Here is a 14,914-nt window from a genome sequence, read left to right on the forward strand (position 1 = left end):
CAAAAACCTATGGAACAACAAAAAACATTTGGAGAGATTATCAAACCTTATTCGTTTACAATTCCTGATTATCAAAGAGCTTACTCGTGGGGTGAAAAGCAACTTATCCCTTTTATGAATGACATTTTAGAGTATTATGATAGAACTGACGATGATAAATCAGATGACAAAAACTATTATCTCGGTCATTATATTTTAGAAGGAAAAATTGGATCCAATGAATATGAAATAATAGACGGGCAACAGCGTATCAGTACTGTTTATTTATTTTTGTTAGTATGTAAACATCTGAAAAAAGATTGTGAATACTACAAACAGATTAATTTATCACCTGTCTCTTATGACAAAGAGGGATTAAATATTATTATTAATATTCTAGAAGCAAGTGGTGGAAATATAAATAAAAAGCTAACAGAATTATTAGACAATACGAGCACAAAGACAATGTCTTTCATAAGAATGATAGAAGCTGTCAAGTTATTTATTGATGCTTTTTCGGGAGAAAAAAAGTTACCAAAATTGGAAATTGATAAGATTGATAAATACATAGATGTAATAGACAAAGCTCATTGTTCTGTTGCATGCTACAATGACAAAGCGGTCGCTTCTCAGATTTTTGAATTACATAATACGCGAGGGATAGCACTTTCTGAGACAGAAAAAGTAAAAGCTCTGTTAATGAAGAATGTTTATATTAATTCAGAAAATCCTAATGCAGAAATCGAAAAGATTCAAAATGCTTTTGCAGGCATTTTTGAAATGGAAGAAAAAGCAAGTGATGTATGGCTACGTGGTGACTTATCATTAGACAATATTTTAATGTATCATTTACAAGCTGTTGAAGACGGTTATAAAAATGAAAATTTTAGTTTACCACAATGGGGGGCTGGAGATAATGGTTCTTTTGAATATGTTAAAAAAGCTTTATTAGAAAAAAGGGACAAGAGTGAAATTGTTAATTATGCAATAAATGTTGCTGAGCAATTTGAGAAATCAATGGATATCCTTGTAAATAAAATACCAAAAGCTGATTCAGAAAACCATCTAATTGGTGATGTTTTGCTATTAGATAAAAGCCGAAGTATTATATTCTTGCTTCGAGCTTTCAGATCTGGAAATCCAATTGAAAATAAACTAATCGAGCGTTGGGAAAATTTTCTAATTTGTTATGAAATAATATATTGGAATGGTTATTATTACAATGCAAAAGCATACCGAAGTAAATTTCAAAGTATTTATAAATCAATTGAAAACGGTTTAAACTTGACTAAATGCAACGATTTGCTATCTCGCTTTTATAAGGGAGAAAAAAACTTTTCATATCATTGGGAGCATTTAGGAAATAATACAAATAAGTTGTTTGAAGTAGAGAAAAAGAAATGGATTAAACATGCATATGGTTGGAACAAAACTGCCTATTTTTTATATAAATATGAAATAGAACATGGAGCAAATTACGAAATTATAAGAAAGAAAATTTATAAAAATGATTCTATTTCAATAGACCATATCGTTGCTAGAAGTATCGAATGGAAAGATCTAGGGATTGAAAATTATTCTGAAAACAAAGAACAAGCGGATGTAATATGGAAAGAAATTACGAGTGTTATTAATGGCATCGGAAATCTATCTTTATCTACATCAAGTGCCAATTCGTCTGATTCAAATGGATTGCCAAGTAAGCATTTAAATTCTTTCGAAAAATTTGGGTTGGTCAAAACTGTTGAACAAGTGAAATTTTGGAATAAACCGGAAGAATTTGCTTCTAAAATTTCAGAAAGAAGTGAATCCATTCGAACTTTTATTAACGATAAAATCATAAACAAAAAAGATATTTGGAATTAGATTTTTCAACACTTTTTAAATTCATTTCTAAAAAACCTTTGTCAAAGTTCAAACTTTCACAAAGGTTTTTTTATGTCTTTTCTCAAGCTAAAAACTAAGAATGAAAACTTTTTCCACGGCCGTCTTTTGGCACTCTCCCCATTTAGATTTGCGATTAACAATCAAAACAAAATTAGTATGAAAATTTTATTTTTGGGCAGTACAGATACAGGATTTGCAAACGCTATTAGAAGCTCGAAACCGATTTTATTGTTGTTTTTTATTTTTATTATAGGTTGCAAGAACAAACCAGCAAATAAAACGATTCAAATTGAATTTGCGAAACCAGTGAATGGCTTTAGGGCTAAAATTTATTGGACACCACAGTACATCATAACTAATCTTGACGAAAAAGAAAGGAAATGGGTAGTTGGGAAAGCAATTTTAGAATTAGAAAGAATTGCAGATAAAGTGAAGTATAGAATAGATTATAATCTTTCGATAGGCACTCTCGTTGATTCTGATTTTAAAAAATCTGTTTATGAAAGTTTTATGAATCACGATCTTCCGGGAGTTATAACTGTCCAAAATAAAACAGAAAAAGGAATTATAAATAAAGAGGATGCTCTCTTTTATGAAAGAAATGAAGCGTTCTTTTTCTTTAAGGATGTGAATTTTGATGGCAAAGATGATTTATTGATTGTTGAAGAAAGCTTAGAAGCTAATGATAAAAACAAAGTACATCGTGTTTATGAATTTCAAGATAACGAACTAGTAGAATTTCAATATTTTCCTTCTCTTGTTTTTACTTACAGCAGAAATTATATCGGAAAAATCGATTATAGTAAAAAAGAAATTAGTGTTAGTTCGTATTACTCTTGTTGTGAGTACGATATTGATTTTTATAGACTTGATGGCAATACCACGAATAAGTTTATTCTTTATAAAAAAGAAAAAATCAATTTGAACAAACCGATTATCACAAAATATTACAAAGAGTAATTCTATCGTCAGTCAGGCGGAATTCGATACTGATTTTATTTCCACCGCCGTCTTTTGGCACACTCTCCATTTAGATTTGCGCTATAAATGATTTACTTAAAAAAATTTCAGTGATGAAAATTTTCAAACCTTAACTATAAATAATCAAATAAAAAATGAATTCAAACGAAATTAAAATTATCGGAGTTGGTGGAGGCGCACATAATGTATTGATTTCTATTTCGTTAAATGCTATCGAAAATGTAGATTACATCGATTGCAATACAGATAACAATAGTTTGAAAAATAGTCAACTGGAAAATAAACTACAGATAGGAGTTGCGATGACTAAGGGCATCGGAGCTAACGGAAATGTTGAACTAGGAAGGCTTTCGGCAATAGAAAGTAAAGATCAAATAGAACAATTGTTTGACAAAAATTCAAAAACGGCAATTTTTATTGCTGCTTTGGGAGGCGGAACTGGAACTGGAGCAACTCCGGTAATGGTAGAAATAGCTAAAGAAAGAGGATTATTTACAATAGTTATTACTCTTATTCCATTCGAATTCGAAGGTGAAACACGATACAAAACAGCGCAAAAAGCAGTTGCTGCACTCCAAAAAAAAGCTGATTTTATTTTGGTAATTGATAATAATAAAATCCGTCAAGCCTTTGGGAACTTTGGTCTTAAATCAGGATTCGGAAAAGCGGATAGGGCAATTGGACAATTTATTAAAATGTTGATACCAACATATTCATCGCAAATTGGTAGCATTGGAATAAAAAACATACTAGGAAAAATACAACAAGGTAGCTCTGTTTTTTTTGGATTTGGAGAAGCGGAAGGCAAATTTAGGGATCGAAAAGCAATTGAAGATGTTTTGAAAAACGCTTTATCTGACAGAGAAGACATTGATGGAGTTCAGCATGTGTTTTTGCATATTAGTTTTGGTGATACCTTAATCTCAAATGATGAGATTGCACAAATCAATAATTCTGTTTTACAAAATGCTGGTAGTAATGCCACGATTATAATATCGTCTGACTACAATAGTAGCCTTGGCGACTCACTTTCAGTTGTACTTATCGCTTACTGATGTTTAAAACTACGTAACTAATTTAATTGTAACAATCAAAACTAATATTATGGATAATGTATTTTATGAGAAAAAAGAGCACCAAATCTTGTTTTGGTTATTGAGCAATGCTGAGTTCACCGCTATTTTGATCTATTTGATAACCCGCAAAGAACATCAAAATTTGCAGGTAATAAACTATAACCAATCAATTGAGATTTGGAATGATCACTTGACAATTGTTATTCTATTATCTGTAGGAATTCAAAACAGAGAATATCTGGATATTCGGAACAACCGGAATTTGCATTTCATTACATTTTCGGGCTTCTATGCAGATGAATCTATATTTAAAGATGTTTACATCAAGATTATCGATCTAAAAGAATGGTTTAATGAAATAATGAAACGCTCGAAAAACGAAGAGATAAAAAGATTGTATGAATTGAGTAAATTGAAAATTAGTATGGTTCAGGAATAACAGATTGAATAACTAAGAGAAAACTGCGAACGTAAACTTGAAAATATTTAAATACCACAATACATTCGTCATCACGTGCAATCAAGCGGTCTCTCTCCGGTCGTTCTCTTTGTTCCGTTCGGCAGCTCCAGTCAGTAAACCTTACCTTTTCATAAGAACCTTTTAGTAAATAAGCAATTTATTATTTCAGTTCATTAGTTAGGTTTCCCTCCATTCCGCAGACACTTCACAGCACTAAAAAAAACAGTAGCTTGAAAATAAGCAGCTGTTTTTTTGCACTGTTGCGTTCCTCATCTTCACACGTTCACTTCCTGCGTTCGACAGGGCTATTACATCCACAATACCGCTTCATTCCGTTGCACTCCGCAGGCTCTGTTCCACTGCATTCCAGCAGTATCATGTCTGTCGCCCTTTACTTTTTCAGCGGTTGCTCCTTCGCACAGCCATCGGGGTTGGCGCCGTTCCGTAAAAACGTCACTTTGCCCTAAATCAAGGAACGCCTTCGGCTGTCTTATGTTTTTTCCCCGCCGTTTCACGCTCTTTCTCCTTCATTTTGCGTCTCGTACCTCGCCAGCTGCAATTCTCGGCTTCAGGTGGCTGTTCGATTGCCGCAACCCCGCCACTGCGCTCCTCGTCTTGTCCGAAAAGGACAAGACTGCGGTGCTTGGGGGTGTTTGATTGCCGTTTTCATAATAACGTCCCCCGAAGAACCTCAGCAAGACGATGGTGCAATTTCTTGAAAAGAAAAAGAAAAAAATCCAGCAAACATAGCATCCATTCCTCACTTTCAGTCGGTCGATCCTCCCTCCATTTTCGTTCGTCATTTCTGCTGTTTTAGTGGCTTTCTTTTTTTCTCTTTTTTCTTTTCAAAAAATTAATGTTTAATTTTTAATACCAATCCACCATGCCGAATTTCATTATTAAAACACACCAAAAAAATGCAGTTTACAGAGCAAACCAAATCTTTATACTCAATAAAGGGATGAATAGCGGAAAGCCTCAAAAAGAACCTTTTACAAATAGTTTTGTAATCCTTTTTCAAGACGAAAAAGATGCTGAAACAGTGTATTGGTTAGCTTATAGTTTGTGGAAATCTAAATTTTGGCACCAATCTTTAGTTGGGTCCGTAATTCCATTTTTACGACTTCCTGATTTCAGAAACGAGTTCTATATAAAAGCGAGATTGATGATGCAAGAACATGATGAACATATTAAAAATGTTGCAGCTCTTAAAATTTTAGAGCAAAAAGAAAAGCAATCTCACGAAAACATAAATCTTATAAATGAATTACGTAGAGTCATTTTACACCGGTATTGCATTAAATAATTTAAACTTAAAGCCATTAAAAATGAAACTTTTTATTTTATATCAAACCGATAATTGGAAAAGCAAAGCTTCTAGAATATGCTTTGGAGTTTTTGACACTAGAGCTAAAGCGAATGAAAGCGCAAAATGGCAGGAGCTTTCCAACTCCAATTCTAAAGTTGTTGTTCTGGAGATAACATTGAATATTTTTGAAGAAATTTAAAACCAAAAAAGCCCATTCCTTTCGGACTGGGCTCAGTATGATCTAATTCAAAGGTCACCACAACGAGAATTAGACTATTTTTTGTGCTTCTTAATGAAAAATTTGAGAATCAAAGATATTGTAAAACTAACAAACGCACCAACAGAAGCTAGTACAACCGTTTTTAAAACATCTTCCGAATGCAAATTCGGTAATACACTTAAAAATGTACCGCCAGCGGTCCCCATTAATGTATGATTACTTGCTTGCATTACTTTTTTCCTCCGTTGTAGTCAATTGGCTAACTGCCGATATCACACCTCCTGCTACAGCTAAATAACCTCCTGCCGTGGTTATCAGAATTGGCAATGCAATTGGTGCAGCTAAAATAGTTCCGCCGACAGCGACCAGTGCCAAACCAATATTTCGAAGCACTTTGAAAAATTTTGGTGTTGGAGTCTTCACTCTTTTTATAATATTCATAATTTGATTTTTAAGATAAAACAATCAATCCTATACTTTCTCTGGTCTCCAATGATCTATACACAAGGTCTTTTAACTTTTTAAAAGCTTTTCGAGACATCAAACCTAAACCAGGTCCAGAAATTTTAGTTACGGTAGCAATACATCCATTTAATTCTTTTTGAGCATTGTTGGCGGGATGAAATAAAATCAAACTTCTATTTTTTACATCCAAAATCTCCAAATGCCATTGGAATTTTTTGCTGTATCGCTTTTTTATAAAATATTTCCCTTCCGGAATGCAGGAAACCTTCGTTTCGTTATCCTTCCAAGGTAATTCAATGGTATTACAGATGAATTTACCCTCGCATTCGAGTTTACCATTAGTTCCATCGGGGAAATAAGTTCTGGTTATCGTGATAACCATTATACGCCACTATCTACCTTCACAATTGATAATGGGTTGTAAGAGCCATTTTTTAATGGATACATTTGCCCATTTACCTCTTGGTAAAACTCAATACCCAAAGCCAAAAACAAAGGCTTTGTACTTGCCGGAGTAACCGGATTGGAATGGTTTATAGCTTCCGACGGGTTTATATCCCAAGGTACAATGTCACTTTCTGAATTTGAAACTACAAAAGTTTCTGCTTCAAAATCAATTTCTGCCCCAGCTGAAATGACTTTAAAATGGGTAGTTCCACTTGGTGCAGCAATCATTTTCGATGGGATAAATGAAACTAAATCAACAATAATATCACCAGCAACACGATCAATTGATGCAACAAAAGGAGCAAATAAACTGGTACCCAATTTACCTCGAATGTTAAATTCAAACCCCGCTAAAAGTTCCGCTTCACCATCAAGAACATTTCGCAATCCTCTTACACTTACAGCGTCAGCTTGAATAACTTTAATCATTTGTTGCGTCAATCGACTTACCATTCTTCCATCAGCTGAATTTATTAAAACAGCTCTCAATGCCGTTCTTAAAATTTTACCGGCCTTCCCTGCTCTACCAAATTCGGATCCGTTCTCACGCGTTCTTTGAAACGCTGGATCATTGGCAATTCTATTGGCGTCAATACCGCCTTTTTCTCTTGCCAAATGACCATCTTGCGTTTTGTAAAAAGTAATATCTCCGATTGTACCTTTTAATTTGATTATGCCTTTCTGTCTTGCCATAATTCCTTAACTTTTTTGATTAATAATCGTTTTCATATTTCACTTTCATTTCGATAATCGTTGCAACTAAATCCCAAATGATTTAAACAAAGTTTCAGGTATTAAAATCACAATTCAAACACAAGACATTAGAAACCAAATAAAAACATATAAAATCGACTAAAATAACATGCGATATTTATCAGAAATTATTTAGATTTGTAATAACTCCCAAAGGTTAGGCAAACCCTAGTCAAAGGCATAGTTAAAGCATTAAAACTTAAAAAAGTGATACCAAGCAACACGAGGGTATGTATATATCCAAAAGACGTGCAGCGCATCATGGGAAAAGAATATGCTCAGGCAAGATTATATTTATTGAAGATAAAAAAACATCTAAATAAAGAACCTTATCAGTTAATCGCGATAGAGGAATTTTGTGAGTATACAGGGCTTAAAATCGAACATGTGGTGCGATGTATAGTTGGATAACAATTGAACAGCTAAAAGTCTGTAATCCCTTCGAAACCAATCAAAACTAGTTCAAAATTTAGTATGATTTTCAAGGTAATAATTTGGTAACATTCTCAATAATCATTAAATTTACATCATAAGATTAGATGTTTTTTGCAGTTCAGATGCAAAATCGAGACCCTGTTTTTCAAAATAACACAATGCGTTATATATCAACGGATTAGCAAGATGGTTCGAATCCTGCTCTCCCCACTAAAACGTTTCAAGCAATTGAAACGTTTTTTTTTGCAAACAATTTAGCAGGTTCTCCCGAAGCTTCGGGACTGCTCTCCCCACTAAAACGTTTCAAGCAATTGAAACGTTTTTTTTGCAAACAATTTAGCAGGTTCTCCCGAAGCTTCGGGACTGCTCTCCCCACTAAAACGTTTCAAGCAATTGAAACGTTTTTTTTGCAAACAATTTAGCAGGTTCTCCCGAAGCTTCGGGACTGCTCTCCCCACTAAAACGTTTCAAGCAATTGAAACGTTTTTTTTTGCAAACAATTTAGCAGGTTCTCCCGAAGCTTCGGGACTGCTCTCCCCACTAAAACGTTTCAAGCAATTGAAACGTTTTTTTTGCAAACAATTTAGCAGGTTCTCCCGAAGCTTCGGGACTGCTCTCCCCACTAAAACGTTTCAAGCAATTGAAAAGTTTTTTTATTTACACTAATTGATACTCTTATCACACTTAGGATATAGTTAATTCAAAAAAAAATCCCATCTCATTTTTATCTGAGATGGGATTTCTAAAATATAATTTTTAGCTTCTTTATTCTAAAATAAAACTCACTGTCACATTAGCCGTAATATTGATTTCTCCTACCGCTAACGTTTCTCTAGGAGCACTAGCATCACTACTTTCCATTGTTTTCATTGCTGCATACATCGGTTGCGGATAATAGGTTTGTGAATTATCAGATATAGTCATGGCACGCCCTACTTTTTGTCCTAAAACAGAAACATAATCTTCGGCTTTCAATTTTGCATCTTTCATCGCTAATTTTCTAGCTTCAGATTGATATTGTGCTAATTTTGAAGATTGGAAAGTAACATTATCAATTCTATTAATTCCTTGGTCTACCAAACCTTCCATCAATTCATCATATTTAGATAAATCTCTCAATAGAATTTCAATTGTTTGAGTGGCATTATAACTGTGTTTCTTTTTTTCATAATCGTATTGTGGATTCAATGAAACACGTTGTGTCTTATAATCTGCCGGCGCCAAATTCATTTTTTTGATAAACTTTAGAACAGCATCTATCTTTTCATCATTTTGTTTTTTTACATCTTTGGTATTATTCCCTTTTGTTTCAACTGTTACTGCTATTGTAGCCTGATCCGGAATAACTTTTACTTTTCCTTCTCCACTTACATTTATTTGAGGAACTTGCTTAACTTCTTGTCCATAAGACATCGAAATAAATAGAACAGACAGAATTAATAGTGCTTTTTTCATTTTTATATAATTTAATTGTTTGTACTAATTCCTTTTCAAAAGTTGTGCCATTATAGTTTTCCCATTTTTTCCATCACGAAAAGAATGACTATTGGAATAGCTAATAATATCACCATTAAAGTATGATCTACTAACAAAGTAGGTTCTTTTAGTAAAGTAATCAAATAACCTCCTACAGCGCCTCCAAAATGGGCAGTATGACCAATATTATCATTCTTAGCCTTCATTCCGTAAATAGAATACAATAAATAAAGGATTCCAAAAATGTATGCAGGCATTGGAATAACAAAAAAGATTCCCAACATCATGTCTGGCTGCAATAATATTGCCGAATATAAAACTCCCGTTACTGCTCCAGATGCTCCTACAGCTCTGTAACCATAATCATTTTTATGAAAAACCATCGTTAGTAAACTTCCAAAAATCAAACTCCCTAAATAAACCAATATAAAGGAAAAATCACCCAAATAACTTATGACAACCGGAGCAAAAAACCAAAGTGTCAGCATATTAAAAATCAAATGGGTCATATCTGCATGAAGAAAACCAGAGGATAACATCCTAATTTGTTCTCCGGAACGAATACTTCCAACATGGAATTCATATTTTCTAAAAAAAGAAAGGTCATTAAACCCTTTGTAACTAATTAAAACATTTACTACAATTATTGCTATTAAAACGGTATTCATAAAGTATATTTATTGTGAATTGTAAAGATAGTCATTCTCAAATACCGATACAGTAAGCTGTCAAAATTTATATCAGTCTATATTTTTGGCTTATATTTGCAAGAAAAATAACGGCATGCAATTTCTTGTTTTTATCTTAACTTTTCCGTTTTTATGGGTTATTTCCATTCTTCCATTCCGGATTTTCTATTGGTTTTCTGACTTCATCTATGTAATTGTTTATTATATCATTGGCTACCGCAAAAAAACTGTAAAGGAAAATTTAGCTCTGGCATTACCTCATCTTAGTGATAAGGAACGTCTTGTAATCGAGAAAAAATCGTACCACCATTTGTGTGATATGTTTTTGGAAATGATTAAAACGATGACTATTTCTGCTGATGAGATGAATAAAAGATTTGTGATTACCAATATCGAATTGGTAAAAGAATTCGAGAATAAAAACAAAAGCACCGTTTTATTAGCCTCTCATTATGCGAGTTGGGAGTGGCTATTATCTTTCAATGCAAAAACAAATTTTAAAGGAATTGGCGTTTATAAAAAAATTGCCAATAAATATTTTGATAAACTAATACGAGACATTCGATCCAAATACAACGCTGAATTAGTAGAAACTAAAAAAGCGATTCCGTTGATGGCCGAAAACCAAAAAAATGGAATTCTCAGCATGTACGGACTTGCCAGTGATCAATCTCCTAAATTAAACAGAGCTTTTCATTGGGATAAATTCATGGGTGTAGAAGTTCCCGTTCATACAGGTGCTGAAATGCTTGCCAAAAAATACGATTTGACTGTTCTTTTTGTAAAAGTAAAAAAAGTAAAAAGAGGTTTTTATGAAGCTACTTTTGTTCCCATTACAGATAATCCCAGATCAATTCCTGATTTTGAAATTACCAACACCTTTTTACGAGAAGTAGAAAAACAAATTCTGGAAGCTCCTGAATATTATTTCTGGACGCATAAAAGATGGAAGCACAGAAGATAATATTAGTGTTTAGTAAAAATAAAAATCCCACATTATAAATGCTATTGTTTATAATGTGGGATTTTTTAGTTTATTAAAATATCAACTCTCTTATACAGAAAACCAGTTTTTCACCAATTCATCCTCTAAAGGTTGCGCGTTCTTATTTACAAATTCATTAGTCGCCGAATTATAATCATAATCCAAAGCCCATGTTTTATGGTTTTCAGCCAATGCTTTTATTCCGTTACAAACAAATTCAATTTCAGCATTTGTAGTTGTAGGATGAATCGACATTCTAATCCAACCCGGTTTTCTGATTAGATCTCCAAGACTAATTTCATCAATTAATTTATGGGATGTTTCTTGATCTACGTGTAATAAAAAGTGACCGTAAGTTCCAGCACAACTGCAACCGCCACGAGTTTGAATTCCGAATTTATCATTCAGTAATTTCACGCCTAAGTTAAAATGCAAATCTTCCACAAAGAAAGAAATCACTCCTAACCTATCATGATGTTGTCCGGCAAGAATTTTAATATTGGAAATAGTTCCTAATTCTGAGAAAATATAATCCACTATTTCGTGCTCTCTTTTCAAGATATTTTCAATTCCCATTTGCTCTTTCAACTGAATCGCCAATGCTGTTTTAATTACCTGAAGAAAACCCGGAGTACCGCCATCTTCCCTATCTTCGATATTATCAATGTATTTATGTTCTCCCCAAGGATTCGTCCAACTCACCGTTCCTCCCCCCGGATTATCAGGAACTAAATTTTGATATAATTTTTTATTAAAGACCAAAACGCCACAAGTCCCGGGTCCGCCAAGGAATTTATGCGGTGAAAAGAAAATGGCATCCAAATAACTTTCGGCATCTTCAGGATGCATATCAATTTTTACATAAGGGCCTGAACAAGCAAAGTCTACGAAACAAAGTCCGTTGTTTTGATGCATTATTTTTGCCACTTCATGATACGGAGTTCTAATTCCCGTAACATTCGAACACGATGTAATCGAAGCAATTTTAAAAGGTCTTTCTTTATATTTTTCCAATAATAATTCCAGATTTTCTATGCTGAACAATCCGTCTTCAGAAGAAGGAATAACCTCAACATCGGCAATAGTTTCTAGCCAAGATGTTTGATTAGAATGGTGTTCCATGTGCGAAATAAAAACAATTGGTTTCTTTTCGGCTGGAATAGTGATGAAATTTTTTAAGTTTTCGGGTACTTTTAAACCTAAGATTCGTTGGAATTTATTGACAACGCCTGTCATTCCAGTACCATCGGTAATCAGAACATCGTCAGCACTTGCATTCACATGATGTTTAATAATATGACGCGCCTGATGATACGCTTTAGTCATTGCAGTACCAGAGACTGTAGTTTCAGTATGGGTATTGGCCACAAAAGGACCAAATTGATTCATTAATTTTTCTTCAATAGGACGATACAAACGACCACTGGCTGTCCAATCCGTGTAAATAATTTGTTTATGACCGTAAGGAGATTCAAACCCTTGATCTATTCCGATTATGTTATCGCGAAACTGCTGAAAGTATTGCTCTAATTGTGTTGGCGCTTCTTTGGTAATCATTGTATGTCTAATTTGAGTTCAAAGATATTGATTTTTACTAAATAGTCTTTTTCAAATTTTGTTAATACTGATTTTTAAATAAATTTATAAACATGGTCCAAATGTAAAGTAGCTGACAAACTGTGATTTTCATTCGGTTTATATTTGATTAACGAATTAAAAAACATTTTAGCCATGAAAAAAATTGTTTTTCTACTACCTGTTTTATTGCTTTTTATTTCTTGTGAAGTTGAAGGTGATTTGACCCGTGATGCTGAGTTAAGCACCCCAATTCCTGAAAATACTCCTCCTGTGGCTACCGGTAATTTCATGCCAACCTCAGGAATTAAAGTTACCGGTTCTGCTAAAATTTATTTGAATGGAAATCAAAATGAAGTTCGATTAGAAAACTTTAGTGTTTCCAGTGGTCCCGATTTGAAAGTATACCTGTCGAAAAATGCCACCCCTACAGATTTTGTAAATCTGGGAAATTTGACATCTTCCACAGTGTATGCAATTCCAACTCAGGTTAATGTTTCTGCCTATAAATATGTACTGATTCACTGCCAACAATACAGTCATCTTTTTGCAGTGGCACAATTATCTCAAAATTAAAATCTGATTTATGAAAAAACTACTGCTAATCATCGCTATTGGAATATGCTCTAACTCGTTTGCACAAGGCTGCAGCGATGCCGGAATTTGTTCCATAGGAAACGGTTTTCAAACTACTGATAAGGAATTAAAAAACGGAATTGAAGTAGGAAGTATTTTTGGTGCAGGTGAAGCTGATGTCACTTATTTTTCACCTTACATCACCTATACCAGAACTATAAACGAACGATTGTCGTTAAGTTCTAAAATCACATATTCCGTTGCTAGTGGAAGCTTTGGCCAACGAGGTGCTTTTGGTGATGCCTATTTGATAGGAAATTACAATTGGAAACCAAAAACAAATACACAATGGAGTTCACTTGTGGGTTTTAAAATACCTTTTACGAGTTCAAATCTTAAAATAAATGAGTTTTCTCTTCCTTTAGACTATCAATCCAGTTTGGGAACTTTTGATTTGATTGCAGGATTGAATCTTAACTATAAAAAATGGGATTTTAATACGGCAGTCCAAATTCCCGTTTTCAATAACAATAAAAATTCGTATTTTAAGGAGTTTTCTGATACGGATGATTTTCCTTCCACTAATTTATTCGAAAGAAAATCAGATGCTTTGTTTCGAACAACATATACGTTTCAAACCGCTAATAAAAAATTCACTTTTAAACCCAATGTATTATTCATTTATCATCTAGGAGAAGATAGTTTTGAAAATGCTTTTGGAAATAGAGAAACGATAAAAAACTCTGATGGATTGACCATTAATGGAAATATAATTGGCGCGTATGCCATTAATACTAAAAACAGCATCGAATTATCTTTAGCCACACCGTTTGTAGTTCGAGAAGTTTGTCCAGACGGATTAACCCGGGAATTCACCGCAGGAATAATTTACAAAGTGTCTTTTTAAAAGATAAATCAGAAATTTCACTTTCGAAAACACATAAAAAAATGCCCAAGAAAATTTCTTGGGCATTCTGCTTTTGATAACTATTTACGATTATAAATCAAATCCTAATGAGAATTGCAGCACTCTATTTTGAGCTTTGCCTTCATCGTATAAATCTCCTAAACCTAAATGATAGCGCACTCCAAAGCTGATACCGGAATCCGTTTTAAATCCTCCTCCAAAGTTCATTCCCCAATCAAAATTATTAGGATCATATTCTTGTGAACCGCTAAAAAGTCCATCGTATTCTTCTTTGTGTGAAACTGCTAATCCAATTTGTGGACCCGCTTCCAAAAAGAAATTTTTAGAAGGATAGGCTTTAAGCATTAATGGCAAGTTTATGTAATCTAATTTTTGGGTAAAAGTCCCACTGCTATTTGTTATTTCGTATCCTTGTTGTGAATACATTAATTCAGGTTGAATAGAAAAGCTATCGCTAATAAAGGATTCGCCATAAACTCCTATATGAAAACCATGTCGTTGCTCCGTTTCTCCATCTCCGTCAAAACTTACGGCTGCTAAATTATAACCTCCTTTTATTCCTCCACTCGATTTAGGAATAGTATTGTCCTGTGCATTCATTGATGTTATTACACCAAAGAGTAAAGCTATTGTTATCTGTTTTATTTTCATCCTTTTTGTTTTTGATTAATCA

The 14,914-nt window shown here is 33.6% G+C and carries 17 protein-coding genes; 9 read left to right on the forward strand and 8 right to left on the reverse strand.

Going from position 1 to position 14,914, the window contains the following annotated elements; translation table 11 throughout:
• The first annotated feature begins 9 nt into the window (after positions 1–9).
• From Q1W72_RS00810 to Q1W72_RS00825, 4 genes are all read left to right on the forward strand, one after another.
• A complete protein-coding gene (locus tag Q1W72_RS00810) occupies positions 10–1,845 on the forward strand; it encodes a DUF262 domain-containing protein (RefSeq protein WP_302136784.1) in 1,836 nt (611 codons plus the stop codon).
• Between the two features lie 177 nt (positions 1,846–2,022).
• Positions 2,023–2,826 (forward strand): hypothetical protein, encoded by an 804-nt coding sequence (locus Q1W72_RS00815; RefSeq protein ID WP_121342187.1) that lies wholly within the window; start codon positions 2,023–2,025, stop codon positions 2,824–2,826.
• A 155-nt stretch (positions 2,827–2,981) separates the two neighbouring features.
• Positions 2,982–3,902 carry a hypothetical protein gene (locus tag Q1W72_RS00820; RefSeq protein ID WP_302136786.1) on the forward strand — a complete coding sequence of 307 codons (921 nt, stop codon included), beginning with the start codon at positions 2,982–2,984 and terminating at the stop codon, positions 3,900–3,902.
• 49 nt (positions 3,903–3,951) lie between these two features.
• Positions 3,952–4,362, forward strand: coding sequence for a hypothetical protein (locus tag Q1W72_RS00825; protein WP_121342189.1), 411 nt, complete (start codon positions 3,952–3,954; stop codon positions 4,360–4,362).
• Between the two features lie 329 nt (positions 4,363–4,691).
• On the opposite strand, the gene Q1W72_RS00830 is transcribed toward Q1W72_RS00825, so the two are convergent.
• Positions 4,692–4,898, reverse strand: coding sequence for a hypothetical protein (locus Q1W72_RS00830; RefSeq protein ID WP_302136788.1), 207 nt, complete (start codon positions 4,896–4,898; stop codon positions 4,692–4,694).
• Positions 4,899–5,266: 368 nt separating this feature from the next.
• Between Q1W72_RS00830 and Q1W72_RS00835 the strand changes: the two genes are divergently transcribed.
• Positions 5,267–5,689, forward strand: coding sequence for a hypothetical protein (locus Q1W72_RS00835; protein ID WP_302136791.1), 423 nt, complete (start codon positions 5,267–5,269; stop codon positions 5,687–5,689).
• 22 nt (positions 5,690–5,711) lie between these two features.
• On the forward strand, positions 5,712–5,891 hold the full coding sequence (locus Q1W72_RS00840; RefSeq protein WP_091169215.1) for a hypothetical protein: 180 nt from the start codon (positions 5,712–5,714) through the stop codon (positions 5,889–5,891).
• A gap of 237 nt (positions 5,892–6,128) precedes the next feature.
• On the opposite strand, the gene Q1W72_RS00845 is transcribed toward Q1W72_RS00840, so the two are convergent.
• From Q1W72_RS00845 to Q1W72_RS00870, 5 genes are all read right to left on the reverse strand, one after another.
• A complete protein-coding gene (locus Q1W72_RS00845) occupies positions 6,129–6,353 on the reverse strand; it encodes a hypothetical protein (protein ID WP_302136796.1) in 225 nt (74 codons plus the stop codon).
• 10 nt (positions 6,354–6,363) lie between these two features.
• A complete protein-coding gene (locus Q1W72_RS00850) occupies positions 6,364–6,759 on the reverse strand; it encodes a DUF5675 family protein (protein ID WP_302136798.1) in 396 nt (131 codons plus the stop codon).
• Entirely contained in the window at positions 6,759–7,517 is a 759-nt protein-coding gene (locus Q1W72_RS00855; protein ID WP_121342193.1) for a hypothetical protein, read from the reverse strand. The genes Q1W72_RS00850 and Q1W72_RS00855 overlap by 1 nt, the downstream gene beginning before the upstream one ends.
• 1,260 nt (positions 7,518–8,777) lie before the next feature.
• A complete protein-coding gene (locus tag Q1W72_RS00865) occupies positions 8,778–9,467 on the reverse strand; it encodes an SIMPL domain-containing protein (protein ID WP_302136801.1) in 690 nt (229 codons plus the stop codon).
• 50 nt (positions 9,468–9,517) lie between these two features.
• A complete protein-coding gene (locus Q1W72_RS00870; protein ID WP_302136804.1) occupies positions 9,518–10,156 on the reverse strand; it encodes a rhomboid family intramembrane serine protease in 639 nt (212 codons plus the stop codon).
• Positions 10,157–10,271: 115 nt separating this feature from the next.
• Here Q1W72_RS00870 and Q1W72_RS00875 point away from each other — a divergent pair, with 115 nt between their 5' ends.
• The gene (locus Q1W72_RS00875; protein WP_099715344.1) at positions 10,272–11,141 is read left to right on the forward strand and encodes a lysophospholipid acyltransferase family protein; all 870 of its coding nucleotides are present in this window, start codon (positions 10,272–10,274) and stop codon (positions 11,139–11,141) included.
• Positions 11,142–11,231: 90 nt separating this feature from the next.
• Here the strand turns inward: Q1W72_RS00875 and Q1W72_RS00880 are convergent, their stop codons facing one another.
• Entirely contained in the window at positions 11,232–12,719 is a 1,488-nt protein-coding gene (locus tag Q1W72_RS00880; RefSeq protein ID WP_099715343.1) for an aminotransferase class V-fold PLP-dependent enzyme, read from the reverse strand.
• A gap of 174 nt (positions 12,720–12,893) precedes the next feature.
• Between Q1W72_RS00880 and Q1W72_RS00885 the strand changes: the two genes are divergently transcribed.
• Both Q1W72_RS00885 and Q1W72_RS00890 read left to right on the forward strand, forming a co-directional pair.
• Positions 12,894–13,313, forward strand: coding sequence for a DM13 domain-containing protein (locus Q1W72_RS00885; RefSeq protein WP_302136809.1), 420 nt, complete (start codon positions 12,894–12,896; stop codon positions 13,311–13,313).
• A 10-nt stretch (positions 13,314–13,323) separates the two neighbouring features.
• Positions 13,324–14,220: a hypothetical protein gene (locus tag Q1W72_RS00890; protein ID WP_302136810.1), complete on the forward strand. Its 897-nt coding sequence runs from the start codon at positions 13,324–13,326 to the stop codon at positions 14,218–14,220.
• A 90-nt stretch (positions 14,221–14,310) separates the two neighbouring features.
• Here Q1W72_RS00890 and Q1W72_RS00895 read toward each other — a convergent pair whose 3' ends face one another.
• Positions 14,311–14,892 carry a porin family protein gene (locus Q1W72_RS00895; RefSeq protein WP_302136811.1) on the reverse strand — a complete coding sequence of 194 codons (582 nt, stop codon included), beginning with the start codon at positions 14,890–14,892 and terminating at the stop codon, positions 14,311–14,313.
• Positions 14,893–14,914: the final 22 nt, after the last annotated feature.

The sequence above is a fragment of the Flavobacterium sp. ZE23DGlu08 genome, assembly GCF_030505335.1.
Classification (GTDB): Bacteria; Bacteroidota; Bacteroidia; order Flavobacteriales; family Flavobacteriaceae; genus Flavobacterium; species Flavobacterium algoritolerans.

Coding starts and splice junctions, on each gene's coding strand:
- Q1W72_RS00840 (WP_091169215.1), top strand. CDS start 5,712: ATGAAACTTTTTATTTTATATCAAACCGATAATTGGAAAAGCAAAGCT.
- Q1W72_RS00855 (WP_121342193.1), bottom strand. CDS start 7,517: ATGGCAAGACAGAAAGGCATAATCAAATTAAAAGGTACAATCGGAGAT.
- Q1W72_RS00880 (WP_099715343.1), bottom strand. CDS start 12,719: ATGATTACCAAAGAAGCGCCAACACAATTAGAGCAATACTTTCAGCAG.
- Q1W72_RS00815 (WP_121342187.1), top strand. CDS start 2,023: ATGAAAATTTTATTTTTGGGCAGTACAGATACAGGATTTGCAAACGCT.
- Q1W72_RS00885 (WP_302136809.1), top strand. CDS start 12,894: ATGAAAAAAATTGTTTTTCTACTACCTGTTTTATTGCTTTTTATTTCT.
- Q1W72_RS00865 (WP_302136801.1), bottom strand. CDS start 9,467: ATGAAAAAAGCACTATTAATTCTGTCTGTTCTATTTATTTCGATGTCT.
- Q1W72_RS00890 (WP_302136810.1), top strand. CDS start 13,324: ATGAAAAAACTACTGCTAATCATCGCTATTGGAATATGCTCTAACTCG.
- Q1W72_RS00870 (WP_302136804.1), bottom strand. CDS start 10,156: ATGAATACCGTTTTAATAGCAATAATTGTAGTAAATGTTTTAATTAGT.
- Q1W72_RS00895 (WP_302136811.1), bottom strand. CDS start 14,892: ATGAAAATAAAACAGATAACAATAGCTTTACTCTTTGGTGTAATAACA.
- Q1W72_RS00810 (WP_302136784.1), top strand. CDS start 10: ATGGAACAACAAAAAACATTTGGAGAGATTATCAAACCTTATTCGTTT.
- Q1W72_RS00825 (WP_121342189.1), top strand. CDS start 3,952: ATGGATAATGTATTTTATGAGAAAAAAGAGCACCAAATCTTGTTTTGG.
- Q1W72_RS00845 (WP_302136796.1), bottom strand. CDS start 6,353: ATGAATATTATAAAAAGAGTGAAGACTCCAACACCAAAATTTTTCAAA.
- Q1W72_RS00835 (WP_302136791.1), top strand. CDS start 5,267: ATGCCGAATTTCATTATTAAAACACACCAAAAAAATGCAGTTTACAGA.
- Q1W72_RS00875 (WP_099715344.1), top strand. CDS start 10,272: ATGCAATTTCTTGTTTTTATCTTAACTTTTCCGTTTTTATGGGTTATT.
- Q1W72_RS00850 (WP_302136798.1), bottom strand. CDS start 6,759: ATGGTTATCACGATAACCAGAACTTATTTCCCCGATGGAACTAATGGT.
- Q1W72_RS00820 (WP_302136786.1), top strand. CDS start 2,982: ATGAATTCAAACGAAATTAAAATTATCGGAGTTGGTGGAGGCGCACAT.